General features: G+C 31.4%; 20 protein-coding genes. 4 read left to right on the forward strand and 16 right to left on the reverse strand.

The window, feature by feature from the left end:
* Positions 1 to 17: 17 nt before the first annotated feature.
* Together ggt and JE46_RS21030 are read right to left on the reverse strand one after the other, a co-directional pair.
* Entirely contained in the window at positions 18 to 1,700 is a 1,683-nt protein-coding gene (ggt, locus tag JE46_RS21025; RefSeq protein ID WP_031457260.1) for a gamma-glutamyltransferase, read from the reverse strand.
* Positions 1,701 to 1,720: 20 nt separating this feature from the next.
* Entirely contained in the window at positions 1,721 to 2,305 is a 585-nt protein-coding gene (locus JE46_RS21030) for an acyl carrier protein phosphodiesterase (protein WP_031457261.1), read from the reverse strand.
* Positions 2,306 to 2,510: 205 nt separating this feature from the next.
* Here JE46_RS21030 and glmM point away from each other — a divergent pair, with 205 nt between their 5' ends.
* Positions 2,511 to 3,899, forward strand: coding sequence for a phosphoglucosamine mutase (glmM, locus tag JE46_RS21035; protein ID WP_031457262.1), 1,389 nt, complete (start codon positions 2,511 to 2,513; stop codon positions 3,897 to 3,899).
* 79 nt (positions 3,900 to 3,978) lie between these two features.
* On the opposite strand, the gene JE46_RS21040 is transcribed toward glmM, so the two are convergent.
* The 7 genes from JE46_RS21040 to rsfS all read right to left on the reverse strand — a co-directional run bounded on the left by JE46_RS21040 (position 3,979) and on the right by rsfS (position 9,590).
* Positions 3,979 to 4,758, reverse strand: coding sequence for a superoxide dismutase (locus tag JE46_RS21040; protein WP_031457263.1), 780 nt, complete (start codon positions 4,756 to 4,758; stop codon positions 3,979 to 3,981).
* 7 nt (positions 4,759 to 4,765) lie between these two features.
* On the reverse strand, positions 4,766 to 5,035 hold the full coding sequence (locus tag JE46_RS21045; protein WP_031457264.1) for an acyl-CoA-binding protein: 270 nt from the start codon (positions 5,033 to 5,035) through the stop codon (positions 4,766 to 4,768).
* Entirely contained in the window at positions 5,036 to 5,689 is a 654-nt protein-coding gene (locus JE46_RS21050) for a phosphatidylserine decarboxylase family protein (RefSeq protein ID WP_031457265.1), read from the reverse strand.
* The gene (locus JE46_RS21055) at positions 5,679 to 6,557 is read right to left on the reverse strand and encodes a phosphatidate cytidylyltransferase (protein ID WP_031457266.1); all 879 of its coding nucleotides are present in this window, start codon (positions 6,555 to 6,557) and stop codon (positions 5,679 to 5,681) included. Before JE46_RS21055 ends, JE46_RS21050 begins: the two co-directional genes overlap by 11 nt.
* A gap of 1 nt (position 6,558) precedes the next feature.
* The gene (locus JE46_RS21060) at positions 6,559 to 7,164 is read right to left on the reverse strand and encodes a lactate utilization protein B/C (protein WP_031457267.1); all 606 of its coding nucleotides are present in this window, start codon (positions 7,162 to 7,164) and stop codon (positions 6,559 to 6,561) included.
* A 113-nt stretch (positions 7,165 to 7,277) separates the two neighbouring features.
* Positions 7,278 to 9,203 (reverse strand): ATP-dependent zinc metalloprotease FtsH, encoded by a 1,926-nt coding sequence (ftsH, locus tag JE46_RS21065; protein ID WP_031457268.1) that lies wholly within the window; start codon positions 9,201 to 9,203, stop codon positions 7,278 to 7,280.
* A gap of 15 nt (positions 9,204 to 9,218) precedes the next feature.
* Positions 9,219 to 9,590: a ribosome silencing factor gene (gene rsfS, locus JE46_RS21070; protein WP_007809313.1), complete on the reverse strand. Its 372-nt coding sequence runs from the start codon at positions 9,588 to 9,590 to the stop codon at positions 9,219 to 9,221.
* 91 nt (positions 9,591 to 9,681) lie between these two features.
* Between rsfS and JE46_RS21075 the strand changes: the two genes are divergently transcribed.
* A complete protein-coding gene (locus JE46_RS21075) occupies positions 9,682 to 10,410 on the forward strand; it encodes a biotin--[acetyl-CoA-carboxylase] ligase (RefSeq protein WP_031457269.1) in 729 nt (242 codons plus the stop codon).
* A 42-nt stretch (positions 10,411 to 10,452) separates the two neighbouring features.
* Here the strand turns inward: JE46_RS21075 and JE46_RS21080 are convergent, their stop codons facing one another.
* The 3 genes from JE46_RS21080 to pyrE all read right to left on the reverse strand — a co-directional run bounded on the left by JE46_RS21080 (position 10,453) and on the right by pyrE (position 12,463).
* Entirely contained in the window at positions 10,453 to 11,115 is a 663-nt protein-coding gene (locus tag JE46_RS21080) for a hypothetical protein (protein WP_031457270.1), read from the reverse strand.
* Between the two features lie 257 nt (positions 11,116 to 11,372).
* Positions 11,373 to 11,765, reverse strand: a complete 393-nt coding sequence (locus tag JE46_RS21085) for a hypothetical protein (RefSeq protein ID WP_031457271.1) — start codon at positions 11,763 to 11,765, stop codon at positions 11,373 to 11,375.
* Positions 11,766 to 11,818: 53 nt separating this feature from the next.
* Positions 11,819 to 12,463 (reverse strand): orotate phosphoribosyltransferase, encoded by a 645-nt coding sequence (gene pyrE, locus JE46_RS21090; protein WP_031457272.1) that lies wholly within the window; start codon positions 12,461 to 12,463, stop codon positions 11,819 to 11,821.
* Positions 12,464 to 12,470: 7 nt separating this feature from the next.
* On the opposite strand from pyrE, the gene JE46_RS21095 reads away from it, so the two are divergent.
* Positions 12,471 to 13,094, forward strand: a complete 624-nt coding sequence (locus JE46_RS21095) for an NUDIX hydrolase (protein ID WP_031457273.1) — start codon at positions 12,471 to 12,473, stop codon at positions 13,092 to 13,094.
* A 241-nt stretch (positions 13,095 to 13,335) separates the two neighbouring features.
* Here the strand turns inward: JE46_RS21095 and JE46_RS21100 are convergent, their stop codons facing one another.
* Together JE46_RS21100 and JE46_RS21105 are read right to left on the reverse strand one after the other, a co-directional pair.
* Complete coding sequence (locus JE46_RS21100) at positions 13,336 to 13,932, reverse strand: hypothetical protein (RefSeq protein ID WP_031457274.1); 597 nt, start codon at positions 13,930 to 13,932, stop codon at positions 13,336 to 13,338.
* A gap of 12 nt (positions 13,933 to 13,944) precedes the next feature.
* Complete coding sequence (locus JE46_RS21105) at positions 13,945 to 14,289, reverse strand: cyclic-phosphate processing receiver domain-containing protein (RefSeq protein WP_031457275.1); 345 nt, start codon at positions 14,287 to 14,289, stop codon at positions 13,945 to 13,947.
* Between the two features lie 205 nt (positions 14,290 to 14,494).
* Here JE46_RS21105 and JE46_RS21110 point away from each other — a divergent pair, with 205 nt between their 5' ends.
* The gene (locus JE46_RS21110) at positions 14,495 to 14,914 is read left to right on the forward strand and encodes a helix-turn-helix domain-containing protein (protein WP_031457276.1); all 420 of its coding nucleotides are present in this window, start codon (positions 14,495 to 14,497) and stop codon (positions 14,912 to 14,914) included.
* Between the two features lie 614 nt (positions 14,915 to 15,528).
* On the opposite strand, the gene JE46_RS21120 is transcribed toward JE46_RS21110, so the two are convergent.
* Together JE46_RS21120 and JE46_RS21125 are read right to left on the reverse strand one after the other, a co-directional pair.
* Complete coding sequence (locus tag JE46_RS21120) at positions 15,529 to 16,488, reverse strand: adenylate/guanylate cyclase domain-containing protein (RefSeq protein WP_031457278.1); 960 nt, start codon at positions 16,486 to 16,488, stop codon at positions 15,529 to 15,531.
* Positions 16,488 to 17,237, reverse strand: coding sequence for a nucleotidyl cyclase domain-containing protein (locus JE46_RS21125; protein ID WP_031457279.1), 750 nt, complete (start codon positions 17,235 to 17,237; stop codon positions 16,488 to 16,490). Before JE46_RS21125 ends, JE46_RS21120 begins: the two co-directional genes overlap by 1 nt.
* Positions 17,238 to 17,299 lie beyond the last annotated feature (62 nt).

A 17,299-nucleotide genomic window follows, 5' to 3' on the forward strand; every position in this document is an offset into this window, starting at 1 on the left:
ACAAATCTTTCTAAAAATTAAAAACCAACTGCTGTGTCATCTCCACGAAAATCTGCGCCTCCTTCGAGGTTTTCGTTTGGCAGGACTAAAATGGCATCAACCTTGCCAATTACAGGTGTTGTTTTTTCACTGATTAAATAGCTTTTTGCTTTAAGTTTGTCTATGGTATTATTATTAAAAGTATTCGGCTCAAAGGTAACAAGGTCCGGAAGCCATTGATGATGAAAGCGAGGTGCATTTACTGCATCCTGCATACTGAATTTATACTCGTAAACATTCAAAATAGTTTGTAAAACTGATGTTATAATTGTCGATCCACCGGGAGTTCCTACTACCATAAAAAGTTTTCCGTCTTTCTCTACAATTGTTGGTGTCATCGAACTTAACATACGTTTTTGAGGTGAAATGCTATTGGCTTCATTTCCAACTAATCCAAACATATTTGGAGATCCGGGTTTAGCACTAAAATCATCCATTTCATTGTTTAAAAAAAAGCCCAGCTCATCACAGTAATATTTTGACCCATAGCCATCATTTAAAGTTGTTGTAGCTGCGATGGCATTTCCAAATTTGTCAACTATAGAATAATGTGTAGTTTCAGTACTTTCATTGTATGTTATATTTCCTGCTTTTATTTCTGAGGATAGACTGGCTTTTTCAATATTAAAAGTAGACATTCTATCTTTTAAATAATCTTCTGAAAGTAATGATTTTACAGGAATTTTTACAAAATCCGGATCACCCAAAAACTGACTTCTGTCGGCATATGCTCTTCTTTCAGCTTCAACAATTACCTGAATAGCTTCTGCTGAATTATGTCCCATTTTCGCTAAATCGTACGGAGCAATCATTTTCATAATCTGTGCAAGACAAATACCACCGCTGCTTGGAGGAGACATCGATGTGATTTTTAAATCTTTATAGTTAAACTGAAGCGGTTTTCTCCATTTCGCCTCATATTTTGCCAAATCTTCCAAAGTGATAATTCCGCCTTTTTTTTGAAGATAATCAACTAAAATTTTTGCTGTTTCTCCTTTATAGAATTCATTTCTTCCATATTTTGAAATTCGTCTTAACGTCTTGGCAAGAGCAGGATATTTAATCGTGTCATTTTCTTTAAAATTAGCTGCTAAAAGCGTCGTTGATCCATTTGTTTTTACAATTGCATCTCTATAATTGTTCAGGTTTTTTTCTTGTTTTTGAGTTACTACAACTCCTCGTTCAGCCAAAGCAATAACAGGTTTTAAAATTTCGGACATTCGCATTGAACCATATTTTTTATGAACGGCAAAAACTCCGGCTACTGTTCCGGGAACACCAATTGCCGAAGCAGTTTCGGTACTTTTTCCTTTAATGACATTTCCATCTTTATCCAAAAACATATCTTTTGAAGCTGCTAAAGGCGCTTTTTCACGATAATCTAACGATCCAACTTCGCCATTCGCTTTTCGGTATACCATGAAACCTCCGCCACCAATATTGCCTGCAAACGGAAAAGCAACTGCTAAAGCCAATTCAGTTCCAACCATTGCATCAAAAGCATTTCCTCCTTTTTTCATAATTTCAACGCCTATTTTTGAGGCTTCTTCTCTTGCCGAAACCACCATAGCTTTTGAAGCTACTAATCCAGTTTGATTAACGTTTTCTTGTGCAAAACTAATAGAGAAAATGAAACAGCATAAAAATGTAATTTTTTTCATAAAGTAAAAATTTTTGATTTTTATAACGAAAGTAATTTTTGTTTGGCCTGATTTTGAATGTCTTCAAAGAAAGTAGTGAATTCTTTTTCAAATTCAGTGTAAAATTCGTTTAGTTCTTCGCTGGCAAACTGCATTTTTGATAAATTTTTTGATCGCCGGTCCATTTGAGTTAAAATCTGGTGAATTCCTTCGACTGTTCTGTAACTTAAAAGCCAATTTCTTTCAATCATATAGGGCATTAAACCCTGTGTCTTTTCAGTAAGAATAGAATAATTATCATGTAATGAATTATAAAAACGATTGATAAAATCTTCTAGTTTTTCATCGGAATATTGTGACCAGTTTTTAGCTAAAAAATGATCGTAAACAATATCCACAATTACACCAGCGTAATGATGGTATTTTTCGTGTAATCGTTTAGTACTTTGCCTGAAAACATGGTGAGAATCAGTGTATGTGTCTATAAAACGATGTAAAATAATTCCTTTTTGTACATCATCGGGAAAATGCTCAAATTGTTTTCCGCGTATACCATCAGCCATAAAATTACCAATTTTGATTAGATCATTTTCACCTGAAAGATATATATGGGCAAGGAAGTTCATCGTTTGAAGGTATTAAGATTCTGGTGCTGTAACAAGCTAAAAATTGCTATTGTAAATGTATTAAAAACTTTTTAAAACATTTTTGCTAAAAAAGCTAGCTGTTTATCTATACTATTTAACGATTATTTTAAAATCTTAGTGTTTGAACATCTCAGTAACTCAGCAACTTTTTTATATTTGTAATAAATAACTATAACTCAAAAAAATGACTTTAATAAAATCGATTTCAGGAATAAGAGGAACAATCGGTGGAAAGGCAGGAGATAACCTTACTCCTGTGGATGCTGTGAAATTTGCATCGGCTTACGGAACCTTTCTGAAAAATAATAGTCCAAAAGAAAAATTAACGGTGGTAATTGGTCGTGATGCCAGAATTTCCGGACCAATGATTCATAATCTGGTGGTAAATACATTGATAGGATTAGGAATTGATGTAATTGATCTTGGGCTTTCTACAACGCCAACTGTAGAAATTGCTGTGCCATTAGAAAAGGCTGATGGTGGAATTATCCTAACAGCTTCTCATAACCCAAAACAATGGAACGCATTGAAGTTATTAAATGAAAAAGGAGAGTTTTTAAGTGGTGCTGAAGGTGCAAAAATCCTTGAAATTGCAGATGCTGAAGCTTTCGATTTTTCTGATGTGGATAATTTAGGGGAAATTACAGTAAATGACGCCTATATGGATATTCATATTGATGAAGTACTGAATTTGCCATTGGTGGATGTTGAAGTTGTTAAAGCTGCTAAATTTAAAGTTGTTGTTGATGGGGTAAATTCCTCAGGAGGAATCATTATTCCAAAACTATTAGAATTAATGGGGGTTGAAGTCGTAAAATTATATTGCGAACCAAACGGACATTTTCCTCATAATCCGGAACCATTAAAAGAACATTTGACCGATATCTCTGAATTAGTTGTAAAAGAAAAAGCTCATTTAGGAATTGTAGTAGACCCCGACGTTGATCGATTAGCTTTTATTAGTGAAGACGGGGAAATGTTTGGAGAAGAATATACTTTAGTAGCTTGTGCAGATTATGTTTTAAGTAAAACTCCTGGAAATACGGTTTCAAATATGTCATCCTCTCGTGCGTTAAGAGATGTGACGGTTGGGCATAATGGAAATTATGAAGCTAGTGCAGTAGGGGAGGTGAATGTTGTAGAATTAATGAAGAAAAATAATGCTATTATTGGCGGAGAAGGAAATGGTGGAATTATTTATCCAGAATCACATTACGGAAGAGACAGTTTGGTTGGAGTAGCTTTGTTTTTAACACATTTGGCAAATAAAAAGATGTCAGTTTCTGCATTGCGTGCTTCATATCCGGAATATTATATGAGCAAAAATAAAATTGAACTCACACCACAAATTGATGTTGATGCAATTTTAGTAGCTATGACTGATAAATATAAAAACGAAGATATTTCAACGATTGACGGTGTAAAAATTGATTTCGCAACAGAATGGGTTCATTTAAGAAAATCAAATACAGAACCTATTATTCGTATATATACAGAAGCTCCTTCTCAAGAAAAAGCAGATGTTTTGGCACTTCGAATTATAGATGAAATAAAAGCAATTGCGGGTATTTAAAAATTAATATTACTTGTATAAAACAAAAAAGTTTGATGAGATAATCATCAAACTTTTTTTTATTTTAAATTGAATTTTTTTAATATTTTTTAACCTTACTCAGAGCGGTTTTGTAATTTTCGTTTACTTTTTCCCAATTGATTAATTTGTAAAAAGCATCGATATAACTTCCTTTTCTGTTCTGATAATCCAGATAATACGCATGTTCCCATAAGTCTATCCCTAAAATTGGGGTTCCTGGTATCAACGCATTCCTCATTAAAGGGTTATCCTGGTTTTCAGTAGTTGTAATTTGTAATTTCCCGGCCTTATCAACAACCAGCCAAACCCATCCTGAACCGAATTGTTTAGTAGCCTCATTTTTAAATTGAGTTGTGAGATTGTTAAAAGATCCGAATTCTTTATTAATTGAACCTGCCAAAGTATCTTTGGGAGTTTGTTCTTTTGGTGTTAAAATATCAAAATAAAGAGTATGATTGTAATAACCGCCTGCATTTTGACGAAGTTTTGCATTCTTCATATCCATTTTTTTCAGAATATCTTCAATGGAAGCATTTTCAAATTCAGTAGAGGCAATTTCTTTATTTAGATTATTTGTATACGTTAAATAATGTTTGGAATAATGAGTTTCTAAAGTTAATGATCGTATAGCAGGGGCCAAGGCATCATAGCCAAAAGGTAATTTTGTCAAAGCAAAAGAACCTTCATCAGCTTTTACATCAGCAGGGGTTCCAATTGTAATTTTTTCTTCCTTTGTTGGTAAAGGAACTTCAACAACTTCGGTTAGCTTATTGTCATTACAGGAAAATAACATCAGTAATGAAGCCGTGAAAGTAAAACAGATTATGTTTTTCTTCATAATTTAATTATTTTGATGTTAGCGAATTGATTATGTCAATATAATTCTCTTTTGCTTCTTCAATTGAAATGTGACTAATTTGCATCCATGCATTTGTTTTGAATGCATCCCGCAAATCAAAATTTTCAGTTTGATTGTAAATAGCAGTTCCAAATGTAGCCTGTTTATAAAAGGCATATAGTCTTAACTGCACATCTTGAGGCAGGGAGGCTTGAGTCATTTTCATAGCGATTTCTACAGCCTCAGAAAAACGGGTATCTAAATCTTTTTTAGTCATTTAAGCTTTTGTAGCTATAATAGTTTTACCTCCAATAGCTTTCTGGTTCAATACTACATTAATTGGTGTACCTAAAGGTAAAAATAAATCTACTCTTGAACCAAATTTAATAAAGCCTGCATCACTTCCCTGTATAACCTGAGTTCCTTCCTTAGCATAATTTACAATTCTGCGTGCCAATGCACCGGCAATTTGTCGGTAAAGTATTTGTCCAAATGTGTCGTTTTCAATTACAACAGTGGTTCTTTCGTTCTCTTCGCTTGCTTTTGGATGCCAGGCAACTAAAAATTTTCCAGGATGATACTTACTGAATTTTATGATACCGTCCATCGCATAACGAGTTACGTGTACATTAATGGGTGACATAAAAATAGAAACTTGTAAACGTTTGTCTTTAAAAAACTCACCTTCATAAACTTCTTCAATAACCACAACTTTTCCATCTACTGGAGCAAGAATGTGATTGCTGTTTCTAATTGCAATCCTTTTCGGATTTCTGAAAAATTGTAGAATAATAATTAAAACAGCTAAAGCGAAAATTTGCACTAGTTTTTGTAACCAATAAATATTAATAAACTGGTCAGCTAATAAAACTACAATAACAGTAAAAACTACACCTAATAAAATGGATTGGCCACCTTCTTTATGAAACATAATATAAAATTTGATAAAATAAAAATATAACTGGTGCTACAAATATAACACTATCTAATCGATCTAGAACACCTCCGTGCCCGGGCATTATTGCTCCACTGTCTTTTACGCCTGCAATTCTTTTAAACTTTGATTCAATCAAATCTCCTGTTGTGCCAAAGATACTCACAATTAAGGCAATAATCATCCAGATTAAAATAGATTTATTACTGAATTCAGGATTGGGCTGAATGTAAAATTTTGAAATTAAAAAACCTGCAAAAGATGCAAAAAGAGTTCCTCCAAGAAATCCTTCTATAGTTTTTTTAGGAGAAATACGTTCAAAAAGTTTGTGTTTCCCAATAGATTTTCCAACTAAATAGGCAAATGTGTCATTGGTCCAGATAAGAATAAATAAACCTATAATAATTTTTGGATTATAATCAATAGCACCAAAAGAAATTTTAACGATGAATACAAAAGGAAGTGTGATATATCCCAACAAGTATAAATATTTTGAAGAAATACTTATTTTTTGTACACTATCATAAAATAAAAATAAAATACATTTAATAGATATTACAATAGTTACAGCAAGAAGTATTAAATCTAATTGCTGAATATTGGTATTTAAATTTAATGTGTCATTAAAAAATGCAGTAGTCTGTTTGTTATAATGACTAACCAATATAATAACTGTGTATAATAAAATTCCAAAAATAATTGAAAACACTTTACCAAGGTTAACTAAATTGCAAAATTCGTAAATAGCAATAATTAAAAAAATGCCAAAAAGAATAATAAAGCTTTCGGTAGAAAACAAAATTGAAGTTAGTAATAAAGCGATATAAACAGCACCAGAAATGGTTCTCTTGAGTGTTTCATTCATCTTAAAGGTCTTCTAAGAGCAATAAGTATAAATTTTTGGCAACACTCCCGTATTGTGTAAAATCTTCCTCTTTTGCTTTTTCGAAATATTTTATTGTGGTAATATTAGTAGGATAATCTCTTTCGTATTTTCTTTTAATAGCACTTAAGCCATCGCTTTTCATGGGCAGGATTTGGCTGGTAGTTGCTATAATAACAATATTTGCCGGAAGCTCATTTGGTTTGTTTTGTCTAATTTGTTTTGATGAAAATAAAATCGAACCTTCATCAGCAATAAGGTTTTCACAGGAAGCCAGTAAGAATTTTGGATTTTTAGGTGAAATATAAAGTAGTTTATTTTCTTCCAACAAATGAAAGAGACTTGGTTCATAACATAAAGCTTCACTTTCAAACCAGTCATTTTCTTCTAATATATTTTCAAGTTGCTCTTCAATTTCTTGTTTGTTTTCACAATATAAAAATTTCCCGCCATTTTTTTTAAAATTAAAAATGAATTGTTCATCTATTGATAAATGACTGTTTGGAGTAGGGTTGTTTCCATACTCACTTTCATTTTCTTCATCAGATGAAGCATTAGCAGAGCCAAATATTTTTTTGAAAAAACTCATTTTATATGAAATACTTTACATGTTAATTGAAAACGTTCAAAGATAAAAAAATCTTAATTCAAAAGAGGTTTTTGAATTAAGATTTTGAAAAATATTAAATATTTCGTTGAAATTTATGAAACTACTTCGCCTAAATTTTTATCAAAAGTACGTTTTCCAAAAATAGTTTCTAAGTCATCCTTAAAAATCACTTCTTTTTCAATCAATATATCGGCGAGTTGATTTAGCTTATCTTTATTATCCTCTAAAATTTGAATAGCTCTTTGGTATTGTCCTTCAATTAATTCTGAAATTTCAGCATCAATAATTTTTGCAGTTTCATCAGAATATGGTTTAGAGAAGTTGTATTCACTCTGTCCGGTTGAATCGTAATAAGTAACGTTACCAATTTTGTCATTCAAACCATAAATTGTTACCATAGCACGCGCCTGACGTGTAACTTTTTCTAAATCGCTTAATGCTCCGGTAGAAATTCTGTCAAAAGTTACTTTTTCAGCTGCTCTTCCTCCCATGGTAGCACACATTTCGTCTAACATTTGGTCAGTTCTAACGATTTGTCTTTCTTCAGGTAAGTACCATGCAGCTCCTAAGCTTTGTCCGCGAGGAACGATAGTTACTTTAATCAATGGAGCAGCGTGTTCTAACATCCAGCTAACAGTAGCGTGGCCTGCTTCATGAATTGCAATTGCTCTTTTTTCTTCAGGAGTAATAATTTTATTTTTCTTTTCAAGACCGCCGATAATTCTGTCAACTGCATCTAAGAAATCTTGCCTGTCTACTGCTGCTTTGTTATTACGGGCAGCAATTAAGGCTGCTTCGTTACAAACATTTGCAATGTCAGCACCTGAAAATCCTGGAGTTTGTTTGGCTAAGAAATCTAAATCAAGACCTTCAACTTTTTTTATAGGTTTTAAGTGTACCTGAAAAATTTCAGCTCTTTCGCGGATGTCTGGTAAGTCAACAAAAATTTGTCTGTCAAAGCGACCTGCACGCATTAATGCTTTGTCTAATACGTCAGCTCTATTGGTTGCTGCCAAAACGATTACGTTAGAGTTTGTTCCAAAACCATCCATTTCTGTTAGTAATTGGTTCAATGTGTTTTCTCTTTCGTCATTTCCTCCAGACATGTTACTTTTTCCTCTTGCTCTACCAACAGCATCAATTTCATCAATAAAAATGATAGCAGGAGATTTTTCTTTTGCTTGTTTGAATAAGTCACGAACACGTGAAGCACCAACTCCAACGAACATTTCCACAAAATCAGAACCTGATAATGAGAAAAATGGTACCTGAGCTTCACCAGCAACAGCTTTTGCAAGCAATGTTTTACCAGTTCCCGGAGGCCCTACAAGTAAGGCTCCTTTTGGGATTTTACCTCCAAGATTAGTGTATTTTTCAGGGTTTTTAAGAAATTCTACAATTTCCTGAATTTCTTCTTTTGCCCCTTCTAAACCGGCAACATCTTTAAATGTTGTTTTGATGTCTGTTTTTTCGTCAAACAGTTTAGCTTTCGATTTTCCTATGTTGAAAATTTGTCCACCACCACCACTGGCTCCGCCTGACATTTTACGCATAATAAAAATCCAAACACCAATAATGATAATGATAGGAAGTAAGCTAACTAAGATGTCACTCCAGTTGCTTGCCTCTTTAAAATCATAGTCAACTAATTTTTTTTCTGATTTAGCTTTATCAAGTTTCTCCTGAAAAGATTTCAGATCACCAAATTTCGTAGTGTAGTGAGGACCTTTGTTAGGTCTGTTAAACATATCTTTGGCTACTTTTTTATTTGCAGGATCTTTTAATGCCGCATCAGAAAGATAAATTTCAGCATCTTTATTATTGAAAATGATAACATTTTTAATTTGCCCTTTAGCCAGCATATTATCAATATCAGACGATTTTAATTGAGCTGGTTCGCTTATATTAGAACCTCCTGTTGCAAAACTTATAAATAAAAAAACCAGAAGTATTGCGGTATATATTAACCAGGGACTTATTTTAAATTTACTCGGATTTGGATTATTATCTTTAGCCATTAGAGAAAGTTTCTTTTAGTATTTATTTTCGATTGTAGTTATTTTGGCGTCACCCCAAAGGCTTTCGATGTTGTAATATTCGCGAATATGCTTCTGGAAAACATGTACTACGATATGCACATAATCCATAAGAACCCATTCGGCATTATCGGTTCCTTCTACATGCCAGGGTTTATCTTTTAAGTCTTTAGATACTGTTTTTTGGATTGAGTTTACTATAGCATTAACCTGAGTATTTGAACTTCCGTTGCAAATTACAAAATAGTCACAAACTGCCGTATCTATTTCCCTTAAGTCAAGAATATCGATATCATTTCCTTTTACTTCTTCAATCCCTTTGATTATGTTCGCCAACAGAACATCATTATTAATAGTCTTTTTCGCCATGAATTATTTATATGAATTTGTAAAGTTACCAAAATTTGTGATTATTTTTGAACCTTAACAAAATATTAAATTAAGTTATTAAATTATTTAGATGAAACTAATCAAACTCGATGCCATAGATTCTACGAATGACTTTCTTAAGGCATTATCAAGCCACGACGAACTGGATAATTTTACAGTGGTAACAGCTGAAAATCAGACAAAAGGAAAGGGACAGATGGGGTCTAAATGGGAGTCTGAATCAGGTAAAAACTTAATTATGAGTGTTTTGGTGAAGGATTTTTTGTATGACAACGAACAGGTTTTCAATATAAGTATTATAGTTTCATTAGCTGTAATTAAAACGTTAAAAGAACTTGATATTCCTGATTTAAGTATAAAATGGCCTAACGACATTATGTCATACAACAAGAAAATTGGTGGCATACTTATCGAAAATACAATCAAAAGTGATGGCAGAATCGTGTCAGTAGTTGGATTAGGTTTAAATGTTAATCAGGTAAATTTTGAATTTTTACCAAACGCATCATCCATGGCAGTTATTTCTGGAAAATCATACGATAAAGATGTTTTGCCGGAACTAATTATTGAAAAAATCCAGCAAAAAATAGAATCCTGGCAAACAAAATCCACTGATTTTTGGAAAAAATATTACAATACGTTATTCAGAAAAGGTGTTCCGATGCCTTTTAAAAACCTTCAAAATCAAAACTTCATGGGAATTATTCAGGGAGTTTCATCTGTTGGTAAGTTACAGGTTTTACTTGAAGATGATTCGGTTTCAGAATTTGATATTAAGGAAATACAGATGCTTTATTAAAGAGGCAAAGATTCATAGGTTCAAAGTTACAAAGCAATCTTTCTAAATTTGATTAATTGCTCTTGATTTAGTTTTTGGCTCTGTTTTTCTATTCCAGTAAATAATATAAAATGTACCTAAAATTGATGGTGTAATCCAGGCAATCACACTGCCAATTCCTAATCCTGCTACGATGTAAGCTGTAATAGATGCGATTAGTGCCCCAACCATTTTTCCTATATGTTTTGACAGCCAGCTTTTGTTGGTCTCTAATAAATTTTTGAAAAAGATAAAGTCTTTATAACTCATATAAAAACCAAATCCTCCAAAGAAAATAAACAATATTCCATTTGTGATATTATTTAACTGGCAATAAATCCCCAGCAAGATCATTATTACAGAAAAAAGCAACATAATTCCTGAAATTACTTTATCTGTTAAATCGGCTTTTAGTTTGTGTTTAAAAGTCAATGCTCTATTTCCCGAAACTACAAGATAGATTGTAAACAGTCCGATTAGAAATAAAAAAATGTTTTGATGATTTGGTATCCAACAGATAATCAGTGAAATAATTGAACTCGTTAGCATTCCGATGGAAAATAATTTCCCCATTCTTTTATGTAAATTACTGCCTTTTTTAACAGCGACACTTCCAATGCCTGTAATTAGCCCAATTCCTCCAAAAAAGGCGTGAATGTAAATTAAAATCTTAATTGCTGGTTCCATGTGATATGTTTTAGTTTTGATAGGCCAAACTTCGATTAATATCCCGACCGATAATAATTTATATTCCTGAACTGTATTATTTTAAGGATGAATTGTTTTTTTAAGAATTTTAAAACTAAAAAGGCTTAAAGATTTATATTTTGAATTTCCGCAATATTAAATTTTGAACCAATATTCTAAATTGCGGCAAAGTGATAAGCAAAAAAAAAGTCCGATACAATCGGACTTTCTAACTATTTGAGCTAATCAATAATTGATTAAAGTTTAGTCATATTATTTGCTAAAGTTTCAATAAACTTACTTATAGGTCCTTTAATCATCATTGCCATCATAGCATTAAATTCTCCTTCAAAAAATAACTGAACAGCACTTTCTGAATCAGAAATACTATCAATATTTGAAACTAAAGTAAAAGGAAGTTTATCGCTTGCAGCCCCTAAAACAATTTTGTTTGGAGCCACTTTTTCTTTCATTTTAAGTTTTATTTCCGGCATACCTTTAAGTCCAAAAATAAAAGCGTCTTCGCCAATTACTTCAAATTTAGCAATATTATCCGGCATTAATTTTTCAAAATTCTTTACATCAGACAACAAATCAAATAATTCCTGAGCTGATTTCTGTACATTAACTTTTGGACTTTCTAAGTTCATATATTTTTATTTAAATAAAATTCTAATTATAAATCTAAATCAATAATCTAAATTTATTGTTGACCCCAGGTTGACGGAATTTCATTCCACTCCTGCAAAGCAGATTGTTGGTCTTCTGTAATATATTGTTTTTCTACGGCTAAGTTTAGTAAATTTTCATAATTACTTAGCGTATACAAGTCAATGTTTGCATTCTTGAAGTTTTCCTGGGCAACACCAAAGCCGTAGGTAAAAATTGCTGCCATGCCTTTAATATTAGCACCTTCATTGCGTAAAGCCTCTACAGCCATAAGACTGCTGTTTCCTGTGCTGATTAAATCTTCAACAACAACAACATTCTGACCCTTTTGTAAAAATCCTTCAACCTGATTTTGTCTTCCGTGTTTTTTGGGTTCCGGGCGTACATATACAAATGGTAATCCAAGGCTTTCGGCAACAAGAATTCCAATTCCAATAGCTCCGGTTGCAACTCCGGCAATAACATCTGGTTTTCCAAATTGTTTCTCTATATTCTTTGCAAATTCATCGCGAACATAATTTCGGATGATAGGAAATGAAAGAATTAACCTATTATCACAATAAATAGGTGATTTCCATCCTGAAGCCCATGTAAAAGGATTTTCTGGATTCAATTTAATTGCATTTATTTGCAAAAGCAATTCTGCTGTTTTTTCGGCGGTATCTTTATTAAAAATCATAGTACAAATGTATAAAGTTTTTGTGAACGACAAACCACTTTTTTTGACAAATGAAATCTCAAGAGAGACTAATTTTCAATTATTCTTGTTAGAAAGTATTGATATCGAGCAGCTTATTGTGAAAATATTTCAAAATAAAATTCAGAAAGCTTATTTGTATCATCCTGATGAAAAGGAAATAATGAAAACTTTGAAAGCTAAAATACCGGTTAATAAAGCTGGTGGTGGATTAGTCTATAATAAAAAAGGAGAAGTTTTATTTATTTTTAGAAACGGGAAATGGGATTTGCCAAAGGGCGGAACTGAAAAAGGAGAGGAAATTGAAGATACTGCCATGCGCGAAGTTGAAGAAGAGACAGGTGTTGGCAAACTCAGAATTACAAATAAACTCCAAAAAACCTATCATGTTTTTAAACGTAACGGAAAATACAAACTAAAAATAACGCATTGGTTCGAAATGCACACTGATTTTGAGGGGACTCCACAAGGACAGCTTGAAGAAGGTATCGAAAAAGTAGCCTGGCTAAATCCAGAGCAAATCAAAGAAGCACTTGCCAACTCCTACGAAAACATCAAATTGTTGTTTGAAGAGGAGGAAAATCCAATATTTAAAATTCCAAATTCCAATTAATTGGGAGATTTTAAGCTTTTTAAATTGAAATTTAGATTTTAAAAGAGATTTAATTATCAGGGCGTGCCACCATCCCGATAAGAGGGCAAAATCACTATGCGCATATTCGCCCTCTTATCGGGATGCTGTCGGGCTATCCGCGCTACTTCGGTAGCTTGCTTCTATCCCTCACGCAAAAAACGAAACGCGAACTCATATCGTAAAATACCTTAGTACCTAAGTATCTTAGCATCTTAGAACCTTAAATTTTATTCAGCTCCGCTACATTAATCCATCCTTTTGAAGTCTTTTTTCCATAATACGTACAAAAAGCTTTTCCGTTTTCAATTTTATCAATGCAGACAGCATCGCCTTTTACAAGATATATTTTTGACGGATTTTGGTCTGATTTATTCTTATAAAAATAAGCTTTTGCTTTATCAACATATCGAATCTGAATCCAATTGGATTTCTTTTCTAAATCAAACTTCGGATTCTCTACAAAATGCATTACGTTCCAACAACCGCCATGTTCTTCCGGCAGTTTTATTTTGATAGTTCTATTGTTTACAATTTCGACTGTTCCTAAAATCAAATCTTCTTTTTTGTCTTCGGGATAATAGGTTTTAACGTTGAATTTATTTCCTGTTACTTTTCCTTCAATATAAAAAATACAAGAGAATTGAGAATTTTGTGTTTGTTCATCCCAGCCTGTATAACTTTCAAAATAACCTGTCAGCAGGTTTTTAGAGGCGTCATACGAAAGTTTCAAACCCATTTCGTATTCGCCAGAAATTACTTTTTGTCCGAAGAATAAGTTTGATGATGCTAATAAGAGAATTAAAAAAAGATTTTTCATGCTGTTTTTTTACTAAGATTTATGATTCTTCAAATGTTTAATATAATTATCGAGTAGACTTTGTATTTGCTGACTTGCCACAGGATTTGCAGAATGTACGTAAAAGTTTAAATCTCTTAAGTCTATCCCGGAATCGTAAACCAGCCATTTCGCACAAGCATAACCATCTTCGGCAATGAGATCGTTTTCATCAAGTCCTAAATCATTATCAAAACTTATAAATTCGGGAAGCCCTTTTTCGAGAATTACTTTTTTAAAATCATGAAAATTTCTAACGATTACAAAATCGTCATCTGTGAGGTCTTTGTAAACCATTTTGACATCTCGTAAATCGTCTAGAAAAAGTTTGTAAGACATAGTTTTGCGGTTTAAGAAGACTCAAATATAAAAATAGAAATCAATATTTTTCATGCTGATTATTTTATATCTCAAAAATCGTACTTTTGTGAGATAAGCCATAAGTAAAATAGAATAAATGATTCTAATTATTTTGCTTATATTGTATTTATAAAAATTGTTTTTACAGATTGCTTTTTATTACTCTTACACTTATCTTTGAATTATGAGCACACTAACAAAACCAAATCACATAGGACGAAAAATAAGCCGAATTCGTGAACTTAGAGACATGAAGCAAGAAGCTTTGGCACAAGCTTTAGGAACAAACCAACAAGCAATTTCTATTTTGGAAAATAGTGAAACAATAGACGATGAAAAACTTAAAGCTGTTGCAAAAGCTTTGGGAGTAAGTGTTGAAGCTTTGAAAAATTTTTCAGACGAAGCTGCAATTAATTTTTTTAATAATTTCTATGATAATAGTGGAAGTCATGGCACTAATTTCGGAACCAATAATACTTGTAATTTTAATCCACTCGATAAGTTAGTTGAAGCTTACGAAGAAAATAAAAAATTGTACGAACGTTTAGTTCAGGCTGAAAAAGAGAAAGTTGAATTTTTAGAAAAAATATTGAAGGATAAATAAGTTTTTTGTTTTTTCTGGATATACAAAAGCCTAATAAGATGTGATGTTTTATTAGGCTTTTGTATGTTTTAATTATTTAATAAATATGTAAATTAGGAAAATACTAAATGTAATAATTGAAAAGAGTAAACTTCGATTATAATTTTTAAATTTTAAGTTTGCAATGTGGCTATTAATAAATATTTGAGAATTAATATCATTTAAGAAATTTTCCTCGGTTTCATTTTTTATTTCATGATTAAAATCCTTGAATTTTTTTGTACATATGCTACCAAAAAAAAGATTTGAATTTGTTATTAAATCAGCTTGATTATATACATTAGGGTCAATTCGAGCTTTTAAAGTAAAATATGTAAAATAGAAAGTAATAATTATTGAAATAATAAATAGTATAAACAAAACTAATTGAAAAAAAGCTTTACATGATTGGAATGTAGTTTTCTCCGAAGAAACAAATTTTAAACATGAAATCATTTGTTCTCCTATACTCGAAGTAAATATTATTGTTATAACTACACCCAAAAAAGTTAGAATATATGAACTCTTAGAGTCACAATTGCTAATCCAATTATTTATATTATTTAGTTTATTTAAACTGTTTTCTATTTTATCGTTCATATTGTCCATTGTATTGATGATTCGTATATTTCTTCATTTACATCCTTTATTCCATGATTTTTTTTAATTTTCCACCAGTTTTCTTTGATACTTATGTGGCCAGAATTTTCATTTTTATAACCCAAAAAAACGCTCTTAGTAATTAAAATCTTTTTAAAAACTTTAAATGAAGGAATTTTTGTAAATTTAATAAATTCTCCTTTTGTATATTTAATTTTTCCATTTTCAAAACTTATTTTTTGACAAAATTCATCTTGATTTAAAGTGTCCGTAATGATACTAGGAGAAATTCCACTACTAAAGGGACTAAATATAGGAGCAGAGCTTAGAAAGCTTAGATCTATATTTGGTTTATAAGTGACATTAAATTTAGTAATAATAGTAGTTTTATTCGCATTATCTGTTAAACGAGATGCTATATTAGCCGGATAACCTACCCACACTAAGTTTTTGTTATCTACAACTTCTGAACCTCTTCTGTGAAGACCAATTTTTAATACTTTCAGGTTACCATAATCTATCCCTATTCCGCATTTGAAATCTACAGCAGTAAATGTTGAGTTAATAATATTGGAAATGTTATTAATAGTGTATGCACATTCGATTGAATTTGTAAAACAATTATTTGGGTCAAATACTATCATTACCCTATCTCCAATTATGTTTCTTACATGACCTTTATGATATTTAGCTGCTTTTAGAATTGATTTAGTGAAAATGCTGTATATTCTACCCATTGTCTGAGTAGTATGTTTCTTGTTTAAGGCAACAGAATTTCGAATATCAACAAATAATACGCATGTTTCTAACTCTTTTCCGGTCTTATTTTCCCCTCTTTCAAAAGTTAATGTAGTATCGTATCTGTTAGGAACAGATGTAGTTCTAATATAATCAAATTTTTTGACTTTGATATCTATAACATCGCTTTCAATTTCGCTTAATAAACTTTTAATCATTAGATGTAATATTTATTTGTTTGGAAATATTTATAATCGACCCCTTTTAAATTTAGAGGGACTGATTGAATTTTTTCTAATGTCCATACTAAGGAATTTTGATTAATTTCATCATTCCAATTATCGTAATAATCGGAATTTACAAAATAATTTATTTTTTCATTCTCGCTAATTGATTCTAATCTAAAAAGTTCAGTCAATGGTTTACCAACAATTGTGAGTTCATTGTAGAAGATTGATTTATTTTTGAAGTAGTTTATTTTTCCGAAATGAAATGCAATTTTACTTTTAAATTTATCTCTCTTTTTTGTCTCCACTATTATTTTTTTTGCGCATTTGTCCGCAATAGAGATACAATCGTTAAGATTCTTTGCTAAAAAAGGTTGACCAAAGACACAAATAATCCCATCACCTATTATTTTATCAATTTCTCCGCCAAATTCATATATTATAGGAATTACCAAATCATAATACTCATCAAAGTATTGACTAATTCCATTACCATCCAAGTTTGAAAAACGCGTTGAAAAATTACATACATCTATAAAAAGCAGGACTACTTCAGCAGTTTTACCTTGCTCAAAATAAGTTGTATAATTTGAACCTAAACTGCTAATGTTATTTTGAATTGCTAACTGTATGTTCCCATTAAATGATTCATTTAGCGAAAAACTTTTAGTAGATCTTGTAAAAGCAGTTGGTTTATTATATTTTAAATTTAATTTCTTTATTAATTCAAGATTTGCCATAGTTTATTTTTTTTATAATTATCAAAAGTATTTTTTTTAAATGAAAAATTGTTACGGAAAAC

The organism is Flavobacterium chungangense LMG 26729, assembly GCF_000735715.2.
Classification (GTDB): domain Bacteria; phylum Bacteroidota; class Bacteroidia; order Flavobacteriales; family Flavobacteriaceae; genus Flavobacterium; species Flavobacterium chungangense.

What these genes read in the sequence shown, in the direction of transcription:
- ggt (WP_031457260.1), bottom strand. Translation starts at nt 1,700, where the DNA reads ATGAAAAAAATTACATTTTTATGCTGTTTCATTTTCTCTATTAGTTTT.
- JE46_RS21030 (WP_031457261.1), bottom strand. Translation starts at nt 2,305, where the DNA reads ATGAACTTCCTTGCCCATATATATCTTTCAGGTGAAAATGATCTAATC.
- glmM (WP_031457262.1), top strand. Translation starts at nt 2,511, where the DNA reads ATGACTTTAATAAAATCGATTTCAGGAATAAGAGGAACAATCGGTGGA.
- JE46_RS21040 (WP_031457263.1), bottom strand. Translation starts at nt 4,758, where the DNA reads ATGAAGAAAAACATAATCTGTTTTACTTTCACGGCTTCATTACTGATG.
- JE46_RS21045 (WP_031457264.1), bottom strand. Translation starts at nt 5,035, where the DNA reads ATGACTAAAAAAGATTTAGATACCCGTTTTTCTGAGGCTGTAGAAATC.
- JE46_RS21050 (WP_031457265.1), bottom strand. Translation starts at nt 5,689, where the DNA reads ATGTTTCATAAAGAAGGTGGCCAATCCATTTTATTAGGTGTAGTTTTT.
- JE46_RS21055 (WP_031457266.1), bottom strand. Translation starts at nt 6,557, where the DNA reads ATGAATGAAACACTCAAGAGAACCATTTCTGGTGCTGTTTATATCGCT.
- JE46_RS21060 (WP_031457267.1), bottom strand. Translation starts at nt 7,164, where the DNA reads ATGAGTTTTTTCAAAAAAATATTTGGCTCTGCTAATGCTTCATCTGAT.
- ftsH (WP_031457268.1), bottom strand. Translation starts at nt 9,203, where the DNA reads ATGGCTAAAGATAATAATCCAAATCCGAGTAAATTTAAAATAAGTCCC.
- rsfS (WP_007809313.1), bottom strand. Translation starts at nt 9,590, where the DNA reads ATGGCGAAAAAGACTATTAATAATGATGTTCTGTTGGCGAACATAATC.
- JE46_RS21075 (WP_031457269.1), top strand. Translation starts at nt 9,682, where the DNA reads ATGAAACTAATCAAACTCGATGCCATAGATTCTACGAATGACTTTCTT.
- JE46_RS21080 (WP_031457270.1), bottom strand. Translation starts at nt 11,115, where the DNA reads ATGGAACCAGCAATTAAGATTTTAATTTACATTCACGCCTTTTTTGGA.
- JE46_RS21085 (WP_031457271.1), bottom strand. Translation starts at nt 11,765, where the DNA reads ATGAACTTAGAAAGTCCAAAAGTTAATGTACAGAAATCAGCTCAGGAA.
- pyrE (WP_031457272.1), bottom strand. Translation starts at nt 12,463, where the DNA reads ATGATTTTTAATAAAGATACCGCCGAAAAAACAGCAGAATTGCTTTTG.
- JE46_RS21095 (WP_031457273.1), top strand. Translation starts at nt 12,471, where the DNA reads ATGTATAAAGTTTTTGTGAACGACAAACCACTTTTTTTGACAAATGAA.
- JE46_RS21100 (WP_031457274.1), bottom strand. Translation starts at nt 13,932, where the DNA reads ATGAAAAATCTTTTTTTAATTCTCTTATTAGCATCATCAAACTTATTC.
- JE46_RS21105 (WP_031457275.1), bottom strand. Translation starts at nt 14,289, where the DNA reads ATGTCTTACAAACTTTTTCTAGACGATTTACGAGATGTCAAAATGGTT.
- JE46_RS21110 (WP_031457276.1), top strand. Translation starts at nt 14,495, where the DNA reads ATGAGCACACTAACAAAACCAAATCACATAGGACGAAAAATAAGCCGA.
- JE46_RS21120 (WP_031457278.1), bottom strand. Translation starts at nt 16,488, where the DNA reads ATGATTAAAAGTTTATTAAGCGAAATTGAAAGCGATGTTATAGATATC.
- JE46_RS21125 (WP_031457279.1), bottom strand. Translation starts at nt 17,237, where the DNA reads ATGGCAAATCTTGAATTAATAAAGAAATTAAATTTAAAATATAATAAA.